The organism is Pectobacterium sp. HCp5_1, from assembly GCF_032905925.1.
Lineage (GTDB): Bacteria > Pseudomonadota > Gammaproteobacteria > Enterobacterales > Enterobacteriaceae > Pectobacterium > Pectobacterium brasiliense_A.
The window spans coordinates 91,584-105,156 of record NZ_JAUMIO010000016.1; the positions used below are offsets into that span (position 1 = coordinate 91,584).

Annotated in this window: 11 protein-coding genes; 7 read left to right on the forward strand and 4 right to left on the reverse strand. The window is 52.9% G+C overall.

Translation table 11 applies throughout. From position 1 onward, the window contains the following. Positions 1 to 78 precede the first annotated feature (78 nt). From Q3A88_RS12800 to Q3A88_RS12810, 3 genes are all read left to right on the forward strand, one after another. A complete protein-coding gene (locus tag Q3A88_RS12800) occupies positions 79 to 1,545 on the forward strand; it encodes a tagaturonate reductase (protein ID WP_110163453.1) in 1,467 nt (488 codons plus the stop codon). 19 nt (positions 1,546 to 1,564) lie between these two features. Then, positions 1,565 to 3,055 carry a UxaA family hydrolase gene (locus Q3A88_RS12805; RefSeq protein ID WP_110163454.1) on the forward strand — a complete coding sequence of 497 codons (1,491 nt, stop codon included), beginning with the start codon at positions 1,565 to 1,567 and terminating at the stop codon, positions 3,053 to 3,055. 90 nt (positions 3,056 to 3,145) lie between these two features. Beyond that, complete coding sequence (locus tag Q3A88_RS12810) at positions 3,146 to 3,676, forward strand: YgjV family protein (RefSeq protein WP_014914081.1); 531 nt, start codon at positions 3,146 to 3,148, stop codon at positions 3,674 to 3,676. 83 nt (positions 3,677 to 3,759) lie between these two features. On the opposite strand, the gene sstT is transcribed toward Q3A88_RS12810, so the two are convergent. The 3 genes from sstT to Q3A88_RS12825 all read right to left on the reverse strand — a co-directional run bounded on the left by sstT (position 3,760) and on the right by Q3A88_RS12825 (position 7,563). Then, positions 3,760 to 5,007, reverse strand: coding sequence for a serine/threonine transporter SstT (sstT, locus tag Q3A88_RS12815; protein ID WP_110163456.1), 1,248 nt, complete (start codon positions 5,005 to 5,007; stop codon positions 3,760 to 3,762). A 350-nt stretch (positions 5,008 to 5,357) separates the two neighbouring features. Continuing rightward, positions 5,358 to 6,311, reverse strand: a complete 954-nt coding sequence (locus Q3A88_RS12820; protein ID WP_317178039.1) for a TerC family protein — start codon at positions 6,309 to 6,311, stop codon at positions 5,358 to 5,360. 253 nt (positions 6,312 to 6,564) lie between these two features. Beyond that, positions 6,565 to 7,563 carry a Gfo/Idh/MocA family oxidoreductase gene (locus tag Q3A88_RS12825; protein WP_317178040.1) on the reverse strand — a complete coding sequence of 333 codons (999 nt, stop codon included), beginning with the start codon at positions 7,561 to 7,563 and terminating at the stop codon, positions 6,565 to 6,567. Between the two features lie 161 nt (positions 7,564 to 7,724). Here Q3A88_RS12825 and rlmG point away from each other — a divergent pair, with 161 nt between their 5' ends. Continuing rightward, positions 7,725 to 8,864 carry a 23S rRNA (guanine(1835)-N(2))-methyltransferase RlmG gene (gene rlmG, locus Q3A88_RS12830; RefSeq protein ID WP_110163458.1) on the forward strand — a complete coding sequence of 380 codons (1,140 nt, stop codon included), beginning with the start codon at positions 7,725 to 7,727 and terminating at the stop codon, positions 8,862 to 8,864. A gap of 94 nt (positions 8,865 to 8,958) precedes the next feature. Here rlmG and Q3A88_RS12835 read toward each other — a convergent pair whose 3' ends face one another. After that, a complete protein-coding gene (locus Q3A88_RS12835) occupies positions 8,959 to 11,007 on the reverse strand; it encodes an NADPH-dependent 2,4-dienoyl-CoA reductase (protein ID WP_110163459.1) in 2,049 nt (682 codons plus the stop codon). A 214-nt stretch (positions 11,008 to 11,221) separates the two neighbouring features. Between Q3A88_RS12835 and Q3A88_RS12840 the strand changes: the two genes are divergently transcribed. The 3 genes from Q3A88_RS12840 to Q3A88_RS12850 all read left to right on the forward strand — a co-directional run bounded on the left by Q3A88_RS12840 (position 11,222) and on the right by Q3A88_RS12850 (position 13,453). Next, entirely contained in the window at positions 11,222 to 11,518 is a 297-nt protein-coding gene (locus tag Q3A88_RS12840) for a hypothetical protein (RefSeq protein ID WP_317178041.1), read from the forward strand. A 186-nt stretch (positions 11,519 to 11,704) separates the two neighbouring features. After that, a complete protein-coding gene (gene spy, locus Q3A88_RS12845) occupies positions 11,705 to 12,193 on the forward strand; it encodes an ATP-independent periplasmic protein-refolding chaperone Spy (protein WP_014914087.1) in 489 nt (162 codons plus the stop codon). A gap of 267 nt (positions 12,194 to 12,460) precedes the next feature. Further along, positions 12,461 to 13,453 (forward strand): hypothetical protein, encoded by a 993-nt coding sequence (locus Q3A88_RS12850; RefSeq protein ID WP_410522761.1) that lies wholly within the window; start codon positions 12,461 to 12,463, stop codon positions 13,451 to 13,453. Positions 13,454 to 13,573 lie beyond the last annotated feature (120 nt).

Here is a 13,573-nt window from a genome sequence, read left to right on the forward strand (position 1 = left end):
GTGAATATGAATATAGGGCAAGGATGACGGTGATCGGTCGTGCCCTAAATGTGAGATTCGTCCTAAGGTAGCCTGTTAATGCAAACGTTAAATCGTCGTAACTTCCCCGGTCGTCAACACCCGGATCGGGTCATCCAGTTTGGTGAAGGTAACTTCCTGCGTGCCTTCGTTGACTGGCAGTTGGATTTGCTGAATGAGCACACCGATCTGGATGCGGGGATTGTCGTGGTTCGCCCGATTGATTCCGATTTCCCGCCCGCGCTGGACACGCAGGATGGGCTGTACACCACGATTATCCGTGGCCTGAACGAGCAGGGTGAGGCGGTTCGCGAACCCCGTCTGATTCGTTCGGTAAACCGTGAAATTAATGTGTACCGTCAGTTCGATGAGTATCTGGCGCTGGCGCACGATCCGAATATCCGCTTCGTTTTCTCTAATACCACCGAAGCCGGTATCAGCTATCACGCAGAAGATCGCCTCAGCGACGCACCGCCTGTCAGCTTCCCGGCGAAATTAACCCGTCTGCTGTATGAGCGCTTCTGTCACTTTGACGGCGCAGCGGATAAAGGCTGGGTGCTGTTGCCGTGCGAGCTGATTGATTACAACGGCGTGGCGCTGAAAGAGCTGGTGCTGCGCTATGCCGCACAGTGGAAACTGACGCCAACGTTTACCGCCTGGCTGAACGATCACAACACCTTCTGCTCGACGCTGGTGGACCGCATTGTGACGGGTTACCCGCGTGCCGAAGTGGAAGCGCTACAGCAGGAAATGGGCTATCAGGATACGTTTTGGGATACGGCGGAACACTTCTACCTGTTCGTGATTCAAGGGCCACAGTGGCTGGCGGAAGAATTGCGTCTGAACAAGCTGGATCTGAACGTTCGTATCGTTGATGACATCAAGCCGTACAAAGAACGTAAAGTCGCCATTCTCAACGGTGCCCATACCGCGCTGGTGCCGGTGGCATTCCTGGCGGGTCTGGATACCGTTGGCGAATCGATGAATGATGCCCTGATTGGCAAATTCGTAGAAAAGACCATTGCTGAAGAGATTGTGCCGGTATTGGATTTGCCGCATGACGAATTGACGTCGTTTGCTCAGGCCGTGCTCAGCCGCTTCCGTAACCCGTTCATTCAGCATCAGCTGTTATCTATCTCGCTGAATGGCATGACCAAATTCCGCACCCGTATTCTGCCGCAGTTGCTGACCTACCGTGAGCGTCACGGTGAACTGCCTGCTCGCTTGACGTTTGCGCTGGCGGCCTTGATTGCCTTCTATCGCGGCGAGCGCGGCGGTGAAGGCGATGCGTTACAAACCTATCCATTGCAGGACGATGCACACTGGCTGGAGCGTTATTCCACGCTGTGGGCGGGCGTAAAAGAGAACACCGTCAGCCTGGCTGAGCTGGTGAATGTTGTGCTGCGCGATGCCGATCACTGGGAACAGGATTTAACACAGGTTCCTGGCCTGGCTGCGCAGGTGACTGAACAGTTACAAACCATCGTTGAGCGCGGTATGCGCGCAGCTGTGGAAGGTTATTGCTAATCAGCAAGAAGGGTTATCCATGCAAAGTATTATAAAAATTCATTCTCTGGACAATGTGGCTGTCGCCCTGCGTGATGTTGAGCAAGGCGAAACGGTGTCGGTGGATAGCCATACGGTGACACTTCAGCAACCTGTCGTGCGCGGACATAAGTTCGCGCTGGAAACCATCGCACCGGGAGAAATGATTACCAAGTATGGCCTGCCGATCGGCCATGCGTTGGTGTCTATTGCTCCCGGAGAACACATCCATTCTCAGAATGCGAAAACCAATCTGAGCGATCTGGATGAATATCAGTATCAACCTGAGTTCCTCGAACTGCCGCCACAGATGGGCGATCGGGATGTGCAGCTCTATCGTCGCAAAAATGGCGATGTGGGTATCCGTAATGAGCTGTGGATCCTGCCAACCGTTGGCTGCGTGAATGGGATTGCACGTCAGATTCAGCAGCGTTTCCTGAAAGAAACTAACGATGCGGAAGGGATCGACGGCGTTTACTTGTTCAGCCATACCTTTGGCTGCTCACAGCTCGGTCAGGATCACGAGAACACCCGTACAATGCTGCAAAACATGGTGCGTCATCCGAATGCGGGGGCGGTTCTGGTGATCGGTCTGGGCTGTGAGAACAATCAGGTTGATGCATTCCGCACGACGCTGGGTGATTTTGATTCCGATCGCGTGACGTTCATGGTGTGCCAGCAGCAGGATGATGAAGTTGAAGCGGGTCTGGAACGGTTGCATACGCTGTATGAGGCGATGCGCCATGACAAACGCGAGCCAGGTAAGCTGAGCGAGCTGAAGTTTGGTCTGGAATGCGGCGGTTCCGATGGGCTGTCTGGTATTACTGCCAACCCGCTGTTAGGTCGTTTCTCTGACTATCTGATCGCTAACGGCGGCACCACTGTGCTGACCGAAGTGCCGGAAATGTTCGGTGCGGAACGTATTCTGATGAGCCGCTGCCGTGACGAAGCCACGTTTGAGAAAACCGTCCACATGGTGAACGACTTCAAACAGTACTTCATCGCACATGACCAGCCGATTTACGAGAACCCCTCGCCGGGTAACAAGGCGGGCGGGATCACCACGCTGGAAGAGAAATCACTGGGCTGTACGCAAAAGGCCGGACAGAGCAAAGTGGTGGACGTGCTGAAATATGGTGAGCGCTTACATACCCCAGGGCTCAACCTGCTCAGCGCACCGGGGAATGATGCCGTCGCAACCAGCGCGCTGGCGGGTGCCGGTTGCCATATGGTGCTGTTCAGTACCGGACGCGGCACACCTTACGGCGGATTTGTTCCTACCGTAAAACTGGCGACCAACAGCGAGCTGGCGAAGAAGAAACCGCACTGGATTGATTTCGATGCGGGGCGTCTGATTCACGACATGCCGATGGACGAACTGCTGAGCCAGTTTGTCGAGCTGATTGTCGAGATTGCTGACGGCAAGCCGACGAAGAATGAAGTGAACGACTTCCGCGAATTAGCCATATTTAAGAGCGGCGTGACGTTGTAAATATTATTCATTCCAATTAAAATAAAACGGTGTTTCATTATTTATAATGACGCCGTTTTTTTTCGCCACAACTTTTTAGAGGCAGGGATCATGACACATTATTGGATTGCCCAGTCTGTTGGTGTACTGGCATTTCTGGTCGGTATCACTATGTTTTTCAACCGTAACGATCAAAAATTCAAAATACAGCTCTCGGCATACAGCGCCGTTATTGGCCTACATTTCTTCCTGATGGGGGCAAATGCGGCAGGTGCCAGCGCATTGTTGAACTCGGCACGTACGCTAATCTCATTGAAAACGCACAACATCCTCGTGATGTTTGTCTTTATCTCACTGACGCTGCTCTTTGGTTTGTCGGGCATGAACCATGCAATGGAACTGCTGCCGATAGCGGGCACGGTCGCCAGTACCTGGGCGTTGTTCCGTACGTCTGGGTTGACGACGCGCTGCGTGATGTGGTGCTCAACCGCCTGCTGGGTCGCGCATAATATTTGGCTGGGCTCGATTGGTGGGTCGCTGATTGAAGGCAGTTTCCTGCTGATGAACGGCTTTAACATCATCCGCTTCTGGCGCATGCAGCAGCGCGGCATCGACCCTTTCAGCGTAGAGAATAAAGCGTAATTTCAGGCGTTTCTCCTAATCTAACGCCGTTCGTTTTGACGCGAACGGCGTTAGAGGAAAGAGGATAATTAATCCCTAATCCGTTACAGCAGATTCAAACGTTCTTTTTCCGCCAGTTTGGCATCTTCTGCCTGACAGACCGCAGCGGTAAAAATCACGTCCGTCGACGAGTTTAATGCCGTTTCTGCGGAGTCCTGCAATACGCCGATGATGAAGCCAACCGCAACCACCTGCATGGCGATATCGTTGGAGATACCGAACATGCTGCACGCCAGTGGAATCAATAGCAGTGAACCACCCGCCACACCCGATGCGCCACAGGCACAGATAGATGCCACCACGCTCAGTAATAATGCGGTAGCGATATCCACTTCAATCCCTAGTGTATGAACGGCTGCCAGCGCCAGTACCGTAATGGTAATCGCCGCGCCGGCCATATTGATGGTAGCGCCCAACGGTATAGCCACGGAATAGCTATCTTCATTTAGGTTCAGCTTACGACACAGTTCCATATTGACCGGAATATTGGCGGCGGAGCTGCGGGTAAAGAAGGCGGTTACGCCGCTCTCGCGCAGGCAGCGCAGCACCAGCGGATAAGGGTTGCTGCGAATCTTCCAGTAGACGATCAGTGGGTTGATCACCAGGGCAACCAGCAACATACCACCGATCAACACCATCAGCAGGTGGGCGTAGCCCCACAGTGCACCGAAGCCGGTTTCCGCCAACGTTGAGGCGACCAGACCAAAGATCCCCAACGGTGCGAAGCGGATCACGACACGCACGATAGCTGTTACTGCATGAGATGCATCGCTGATCAGGTTCTTTGTGGAAGCTGACCCATGACGGAAAGCTAACCCCAGACCTACAGCCCACACCAGAATACCGATGTAGTTGGCATTGAGCAGAGCGTGAATCGGGTTAGCGACAACACTCATCAACAGGCCTTTTAATACTTCGACAATCCCTGACGGTGGCGTGATGTCAGTAGCTTGCGCACTCAGTGCTAGCGTAGAGGGAAACGTGATACTCAACACGACGGCAATGAAGGCCGCAGAGAAGGTGCCAATGAGGTAAAGAACCAGAATGGGACGGATATTGGTTTTCTGCCCTTGTTGGTGGTTGGCGATAGATGCCATGACCAGCATGAATACCAGAATGGGGGCGACGGCTTTCAATGCGCCGACGAACAGCGTTCCCAATAAGCCAGCCGCCAGTGCAGCCTGCGTAGACAGCGAAGCCAGAATAATACCAGCCGCAAGCCCCAGAAGAATCTGTTTAACCAGGCTGCCGTGGGTAATGTACTGCAAAAAACGAGAGTGTTGAGTTGCCATAATTTTGACGGGATAACCGTTCCGCTAAGTGGTTGTTTGTACGGAGTTGGCACCTCTGACGTGTGTCGGGTGACTTTTTCTTTCCGTAACGATATGTGTTTGCGCGTATCAGTATATGAAAATTTGTTCTTGAGAAAAGCAATGATGTGGTTTTTTATGACGGATATCCTTGTCCGTCACCCTTCGGGCCGTTGCTACGCCGTAAAAAAACGCCGGGAGCGTTTTTTTACGGCGTAACGCTGATTTTTGCGTAGTGCACGTGCAGGAATGATTGAATGAAGAAAGGGTGGGACGAGATGAGGAAGTCCTCTCCGCACAGCCGAAGCCGTGCAGAGAGGTGAAAAGCAGGATTAACGCTCGGCGCGTTTGTTCACCCAGACGTTGATTAGCATGGTGATGACCAGAATGCTGGCAACGACGCTCAGAGAAACGGCCACCGGAATATGGAAAATGTCGATGAGCATCATCTTAGTACCGATGAAGATCAGGATGACGGCCAGACCATATTTCAACAGCGAGAAGCGTTCAGCCACGCCAGCCAGCAGGAAGTACATCGCACGCAGGCCCAGAATAGCGAACAGGTTCGACGTCAGCACGATAAAGGGATCGGTCGTGACGGCGAAAATAGCTGGGATACTGTCTACGGCGAAAATCACGTCGCTGATTTCAACCATAATCAGCACTAGAAACAGCGGCGTGGCATACAGGATGCCATTGCGACGGACGAAGAATTTTTCATTCTCGATGCTATCCGTCATGCGCAGACGACTGCGTAGCCAGCGCACCAGCGGCTTGTCGCCGATCGCTCCGCCATCTTCTTTCGCCAGCGCCATTTTAAGGCCGGTGAACAGCAGGAATGCACCGAACACGTAGAGCAGCCACTGGAACTGCGTGACCAGCCAACTGCCGCCAAACACCATCAGCGTTCTGAGAACGATGGCACCCAGCACGCCGTAAATCAGCACGCGACGTTGGTATTGCGGGGGAACGGTGAAGTAGCCGAAAAGCATCAGCCAGACGAAGACGTTATCGACGGCAAGCGCTTTCTCGATCAAATAACCGGTCAGGAAGGCCAGCGACTGGGCGTTGGCCACCTCGCGACCCATCGTGCCATCCAGATACCACCAGAAACCGGCGTTGAACAGCAGAGAGAGTGTGACCCAGATGATAGACCAGACGGCAGCCTGTTTGAACGTCATTACCGTCGACCCTTTGCGCCCTTGATAGAGCAGGTCGATGGCCAGCATCACTATAACAATGGCAGCGAAGCTGCCCCATAACCATGGCGTGCCGATGGTGTGCATAGCAAGATCCTTAAATAGAAACAAAAACGGCCAACATCGGAAGGACGCTGGCCGCTTGTTATTAAAGCTGCAGATGCACCTCGCCTTCCGGCAAGGTCTCACTTACAACATTAATGAAGCTGTTTCATCAAGGTTGCCCGGTAACCGGATGCGTAAAGCATCGTAATGACGATTGACCGGCGGAAAAGTTACTCCCCTTTGCCTGATAGAAGATAGGTGAAAAGATGATCTTGGTCAAATAATTATCGCTGCCTTACTCCGCATTTCCCGGCGTCGCGGCGTCGGCAGGAAATACGACACCCGTTTGGCGGCGAATTTCCGTCAGCAGCCCCGCGACGGTACGCGAGCGTGCCTGTTCCGCATGGTTAATGTCGTTATCGTTGACCAGCGTGGCAAAGACCTCGGCTTCGTACAGCATGCTGTTGATATGCTGCGGCTGGCTGAGATCAACCTGCTTGCCTTCACGCGGGATGAATTTCACGTTCTGGCATTCGGACACTTTTTCAATCACCAGCGACCCGTCTTCCCCCTGAATTTCGCTGGGGATAGCGGAGTGGCTGACTTTGGAGTGGACGATGGTCACATCGAAATCGCCGTAATTCAGGATGATGCTGCCATGTGCGTCTACGCCACTTTCCAGCAGTGTCGCGCTGGCCTGCGTGGTACACGGCTCTCCCCACAGCGCCACGGAGAACGCCAGGCAGTAGTAGCCGATATCCATGATGGAACCGTTGGAGAACGCCGGATTGAACGTGTTGGGGTTCTCACCTGCCAGATAGAGCGGGTAGCGTGAGGAATATTGGCAGTAATTCAGCACCACTTTACGCAGTCTGCCGACTTTTGGCAGCGCCTGCTGGATCACGCTAAAGTTGGGTAGGCTGGCAGTTTTGAAGGCTTCAAAGAGTACGACCTGATTTTCTCTGGCACAGGCGATCATTTGTTCGACTTCATAGCGGTTGGAAGCCAGCGGTTTTTCGCAGATGACGTGCTTGCCGTGGCTCAGGAAAAGCAGCGCCTGTTCGCAATGCAGGGAATTAGGACTAGCCAGATACACGGCGTCGATAAGATCGGATTTCGCCATGGCTTCCAGTGAATCAAACAGCGTATCCACCATGTAATCGGCTTGAAACGGCTGCGCTTTTTCTGCCGTACGTGAATAGATAGCGGTGAGCTTCAGTTTGCCGGTTTCATGGGCGGCATCAACAAACTGACGGGTGATCCAACTGGTTCCTACAATGGCGAAGCGAATCATAAGCGTTTGGTATCCTGAAGGCATTTGTGATGACTATGGAGATTATCACGGTGAAATGACAAGGCAACGTCAATCATTTCCGGTTCTGGCAGAGAAAAGCATTTACTGACGGGCTATTTTAAGGGATAAACAGCGCAAATTTTATGATGCAGGAGAGGCTAATGAGCCAACTCGAATTGGAAACGTGCAACCTGACGTTGGTGCGTTACCCTCAGGTCGCTGAAAACTCGGCGCTACAGGCGTGGGATGCCGCAGATGAATATCTGCTGCGTGAACTGGCTAGCATGGAAATCGCGCCGGGCCCGCGCCTGATTTTCAATGATACGTTTGGTGCGCTGGCCTGCGGTTTACAGGCACAATCGCCCGTCAGTATCAGCGACTCTTACCTGAGCCAACTGGCGACGCGACATAATCTGGAACTGAACGGTTATGCTGTCGATGCGGTAACCCTGTTGGATAGCATGGCGGAACTACCGGATGCGCCCGCGCTGGTGGTGATAAAAATCCCCAAAACGATCGCGCTGCTGGAACACCAGTTGAGAATGTTGCGCAAGGTCGTTACGCCGCAAACACGTATCATCGCCGGGGCGAAAGCACGGGATATTCATACCTCTACGCTGCAACTGTTTGAACGCGTGATGGGGCCGACGAAAACCTCGCTGGCCTGGAAAAAGGCGCGTCTGGTTCACTGTGAGTGGGCGGAATTAAAAGTCAGTGAGCAGCCACTTAGTACTGAGTGGGAGCTGGATGGTTACGGCTATCGCATTCAAAACCTGGCTAACGTGTATTCGCGTAATGGGCTGGATATCGGTGCCCGTTTCTTTATGCAGCATTTGCCGGAACAGATAGACGGTAAGATCATCGATCTCGGCTGTGGCAACGGCGTCATTGGGTTGGCGGCGCTAGAAGCCAACCCAGAAGCCACCGTCGGCTTCTTTGATGAATCCTACATGGCGGTGGCATCGAGCCAGACGAACGTTGAAGTCAACCGCCCGCAGGATGTTGAGCGCTGTAGCTTCGTGGTGAACCACGGATTGGCTCGCGTTAAGCGCGATACGTTACAGGCCGTATTGTGTAATCCGCCATTCCACCAGCAGCAGGCCGTGACGGACGAAATTGCCTGGCAGATGTTTATGGATGCCCGCCGCTGCCTTCAGGTCGGTGGAGAACTGCGCATTGTGGGGAATCGCCATCTGGATTATTTCCACAAGCTGAAGCGCCTATTCGGTAACTGTGAAACCCTCGCCAGTAACACGAAATTCGCGGTACTGCGCGCGGTGAAAACGGGGTCGTCCCGCTAAGCGGCTCCTGCTTCGTGAGGCTAACTCAGCTTCACGAAGCGGAATCTGTTTCGCAAAACTGACTTTTCTCCACGAGCTCAATGTGTCCCACGAGCTACAATATTAACGCCAGCCGGGTAGCCTGTTCGATCGCTCTGCGTGCGTCTAATTCCTGCGCCACATCGGCACCGCCAATCAGATGAACGTGACATCCGGCAGCGAGTAAGGGGTCATACAGTTTACGATTAGGTTCCTGACCGGCACAGATAATGATGTTATCCACTGGCAGACAGCGCATTTGCTGGTCGTGGATAATGTGCAACCCCTCATCATCAATATGATGATATTCCACGCCGCCCAGCATCGTCACGCCGTGGCGCAGCAGCGTGGTGCGATGTATCCAGCCTGTTGTTTTCCCCAGATTTTCACCGGGCTTGCCGGTTTTCCGCTGTAATAACGTAATGTCCCGCTGGTGGGGAAGCCCGTCAGGCTGTTGAGGTAGCAGGCCGCCCCGATGCCGCAACTGCTTATCGATGCCCCATTCCACATAAAAGTCGTCATGTCCTGCCTGAGAAGACTGGGGATTAAGACGATGATTGCCATTGTGCTCGTTGTTAAGGAGATAGTGCGCGGTATCGAAACCGATACCGCCTGCGCCGATAATGGCAACCCGCTTGCCGACCGGCTTTTTGTCGCGCAGCACGTCCAGATAGCTCAACACGCTAGGGTGATCGATACCTGCAATCGCGGGAATACGCGGCACGATGCCACAGGCCAGAATCACGTCATCAAAACCGAGTAAATCAGCGGCGGTTGCCTGCGTGCTCAGGCGCAGCGTGACGCCGAGTAGCGCTAACTGCCGACGATAGTAGCGCAGCGTTTCATAAAATTCGGCCTTGCCGGGGATCTGTTTGGCAATATTGAACTGGCCGCCAATATAGGAAGACGATTCGAACAGCGTGATCTGATGGCCGCGTGCGGCGGCGTTGACGGCAAAAGCCATACCAGCAGGCCCCGCACCGACTACCGCAAAGCGTTTACCGACTCTGGCGGGCTGGATAGGCAGTTCGGTTTCGTGGCAGGCGCGCGGGTTGACCAGGCAGGACGTGACCTTGCCGGCAAAAATCTGATCGAGGCAGGCCTGATTACAGCCGATACAGGTATTGATTTCATCTGCACGTCCCGACTGCGCTTTTGCCACCAGTTCCGCATCGGCGAGAAAAGGACGCGCCATCGACACCATGTCAGCACAGCCTTCGGCTAAAAGCTGTTCTGCGACGCCGGGATCGTTGATGCGGTTGGTGGTAATCAGCGGGATGCGGACTTTCCCCATCAGCTTCTGCGTTACCCAGCCGAAGGCTCCGCGTGGCACCAGTGTGGCGATAGTCGGAATCCGCGCTTCATGCCAGCCGATACCAGTATTGATGAGGGTGGCGCCTGCCTGCTCAATTGCCTGCGCCAGTTGCACAATTTCTTGCCAGCTTGAACCTTCTTCTATCAGGTCGAGCATCGATAAACGGTAAATCAGGATGAAGTCCGGCCCCGTTCGTTCCCGCACGGCGCGAACAATCTCAAGTGCGAAGCGGCTACGGCGCTGGAAATCGCCGCCCCATTCATCATCGCGATGGTTGGTATGCGTGACCAGAAACTGATTAATCAGGTAGCCTTCCGATCCCATAATTTCCACGCCGTCGTAACCCGCCTGCTGCGCCAGCGCGGCGCAACGGCCAAAGTCGTCGATGGTTTGCACAATATCCTGCGTGCTCATTTCTCGTGGTGCAAAGCGGTTAATCGGTGCCTGAATGGCTGATGGTGCGACCGGATCGGGTTGATAGCTGTAGCGTCCGGCGTGGAGAATTTGCAGCGCGATTTTCCCGCCCGCGTCGTGTACCGCCTGCGTCAGCACCTGATGATGTGCGAGCTGCGCCTCGTCATGCAGAGTTGCGCCGCCTTTGGCAACGGCACCTTTGGCGTTTGGCGCAATGCCGCCTGTAACAATCAGGCCTACACCGCCCTGCGCCCGCTCACGGTAAAATGCCGCCAGCCTTTCGGTGCCGTCCGGGTGTTCTTCCAGACCGGTATGCATGGATCCCATCACCACGCGGTTCTTTAACGTCGTGAAGCCAAGATCGAGTGGGGAAAGCAGCGTGGGGTAGGCAGTCATTGCACTCTCCGGTGAGTTAACTGGTCTGATGAGTTATGGTGTTCAATCTAGCTGTAATTGAGAGAGTTGTGAAATTTATGTTTATTTATTGTGATTGATGTCATTGCGAACCTTGTGGAGAAGCGCGAGCAGACAAGGGATCGTGCACTGGAGTGTTTGTTGTCGGGAGCGTGTGACATTATAATCCGCGAGTTTATTGGGCAAAGGTATCGTTATGCGGGTGGAAGAGTTGGAATATCGGCTGGATAGCGCGCTTCGGGCGTTAGAGCAAAGCGTTCAACGTCAGCAACAGACGTTGCGGCAGGAACATCAGTCCCTCCAGCAGCAGTTGCTTCAGGCGAAAGAGCGTGACGCTTACCTTTGTGCGCAGATTGAACGGCTCTCTGCACAGCTGAGCTCAATGGATAGCTCGCCGGAGCGTAATCCGCTGATTCAGAAAATGAAGGTTGTTCATGCCCATCTTGATGTGTTGGCACAAGAAGCCAGCGCCTTTAGGCGTTCACTGCGGTAACGCGTTAACGCAATCCTTCCGCTTTCTTACACAATTCCTCCTCATTCTCCATAATTGCCGCAAATGTGGAGCCGACACTTGCAGAGATTTACCCTTGCTCTAATTAACTGAAGGTGTCGGGCCTATACTTTCTCTCGTAGCACGGCACTCGCCGTCGACAAGTCAATTCAGAGAGAGGAATAGAATATGCGTAAACTCACTGCAATGCTGGTTGCTTCTTCTTTGGCATTGGGCGCGGCAGGTATCGCGCATGCTAATGACGCACCGAAAGGTCCCGGCCCGGAACACAAGATGATGATGAAAGAAGGGCGGGAGCATCGTGGCATGATGGGGCCGGATGCGATGTTTAAGGAGCTGAATTTGACGGAAGCGCAGAAGCAGCAAATTAAAGACATCATGAAAGAGTCCCGCGAGAAAATGCACAAAGCGATGCAGGACGATCGTCGTGATATGCATAGCCTGGTTGCATCCGATACGTTTGATGCCGCAAAAGCACAGGCACAACTGGATAAAGCCGACGCCGCGCACAAGGCCAGAATGCTTAACGGACTGGAAACCAAGAACAAAATTTACAACGTTCTGACGCCAGAGCAGAAAAAGCAGTACAACGACAATTTTGAAAAACGGCTGACTCAACCGCCAAAACCTGACGGCAAGCCAGTTCCTGCGGAATAACGCATCGGTAAGATAACGAACTCAGTCAACAAGACCACCGGATTGATGTATTACCTCATGGGTAATGCCTCGGTCCGGTGGTTTTTTATTTATTTTCCCGCCGCCATCGCACTGTGAGTAGGGAAATAATTAATGCTATTCTCACGCGGAGACAGCAGGTGAAATGATCGGATAGCGGGCGGTAAAGGACAGATGAATCACGATTTGACGTTAAAAACTATAAAGTTCATGCCGCTGCTGTTTCTAACTACTCTTATCGTGAGCTGTATGGGATTTCGGTTTCGGGTGTTGGATGAGCTGTCGCTGTTTTGGCCAGCCAACATTCTGGTATTTTGCCTCATGATCAGTTTCAGAGCCAGAAAAGGGACGATAACAGGTAAAACGCTCTTTATCTGTAGCGGTTTTTTGGTGAGTTATGTCGCGATGCTGTCGGCTGCGTTACTGATGGACAATAACTCACCGTTAAAAACCAAGGTGCTGTTATGTTTGTGCAATATGGTTTTTGTGGTGACAGCCTGGTGCGCGTTTTGCCTGATGTGTCGGTTTACCGGAAAGTGGTCGACATTTGAGAAATTCACCAAGTATTACGTCTATATTATTTTCGCTTCGACGTTTGTCGGCGCGTTCTTATCCGGCGTGGCGTATGGGGTTTATGCGTATGTCTACGATACGGGAAACCGCTATGCCGAGTTTATGGACTGGTTCAGTGAGCAACTCGGAACCGGTATTATCCTCGCGTTCTTTTTCCTGCGGGGTAAAGACATCCTGCGCGCGTTACGGAATATTCCGCTGTGTCCTAAGAACATCAGAGAAAATATCTTTCCCTTTCTGGTCTTCATCATTTTCTTATTAGTGAGCCTCTTGTTCCTGGATGCCAGCCTGATTACGCTATCCGTTATTCCACTCACGCTGTGTGCGTTCAATTACTCTTTTCCGATCATGTCGTTGCTCTGTGCGATTACCGGCGTGATACTGAATTATCTCTATATTAATCAGGTCGGTATACTCATCGACTCGAATTCCGAAGCGTACATTAATTCGTTCCTCACTACGGCGCGGCTGAATATCGCGATGTTGATTATGGCGATGTTAAGCGTCTCTCATTTTGTCTCGATGAACCGGCGGTTGATTAAAATCATCGAAAGCAGCAGCCTGAAGGATGCGCTCACCAACACTTTCAATCGTCGCGCTTTTCTCAGCATGTTGAATGGGCGGCAGGGCGTGCTGATGAATAAGAAAAAGCGCCCGTTAACGTTGTAATGCCGATCAGTTAAGGATCGGTTGACCGATCCAGTGGCTGTGTAAAAATCCGGAAATGCTCACCCGTTTCCGGATTTTTTTATGCACATTGGACAGGCTCTTGATCTGGTATCCCGTTAC

Coding starts and splice junctions, on each gene's coding strand:
- spy (WP_014914087.1), top strand. CDS start 11,705: ATGCGTAAACTCACTGCAATGCTGGTTGCTTCTTCTTTGGCATTGGGC.
- Q3A88_RS12800 (WP_110163453.1), top strand. CDS start 79: ATGCAAACGTTAAATCGTCGTAACTTCCCCGGTCGTCAACACCCGGAT.
- Q3A88_RS12850 (WP_410522761.1), top strand. CDS start 12,461: ATGGGATTTCGGTTTCGGGTGTTGGATGAGCTGTCGCTGTTTTGGCCA.
- Q3A88_RS12840 (WP_317178041.1), top strand. CDS start 11,222: ATGCGGGTGGAAGAGTTGGAATATCGGCTGGATAGCGCGCTTCGGGCG.
- Q3A88_RS12810 (WP_014914081.1), top strand. CDS start 3,146: ATGACACATTATTGGATTGCCCAGTCTGTTGGTGTACTGGCATTTCTG.
- Q3A88_RS12820 (WP_317178039.1), bottom strand. CDS start 6,311: ATGCACACCATCGGCACGCCATGGTTATGGGGCAGCTTCGCTGCCATT.
- Q3A88_RS12805 (WP_110163454.1), top strand. CDS start 1,565: ATGCAAAGTATTATAAAAATTCATTCTCTGGACAATGTGGCTGTCGCC.
- Q3A88_RS12825 (WP_317178040.1), bottom strand. CDS start 7,563: ATGATTCGCTTCGCCATTGTAGGAACCAGTTGGATCACCCGTCAGTTT.
- sstT (WP_110163456.1), bottom strand. CDS start 5,007: ATGGCAACTCAACACTCTCGTTTTTTGCAGTACATTACCCACGGCAGC.
- rlmG (WP_110163458.1), top strand. CDS start 7,725: ATGAGCCAACTCGAATTGGAAACGTGCAACCTGACGTTGGTGCGTTAC.
- Q3A88_RS12835 (WP_110163459.1), bottom strand. CDS start 11,007: ATGACTGCCTACCCCACGCTGCTTTCCCCACTCGATCTTGGCTTCACG.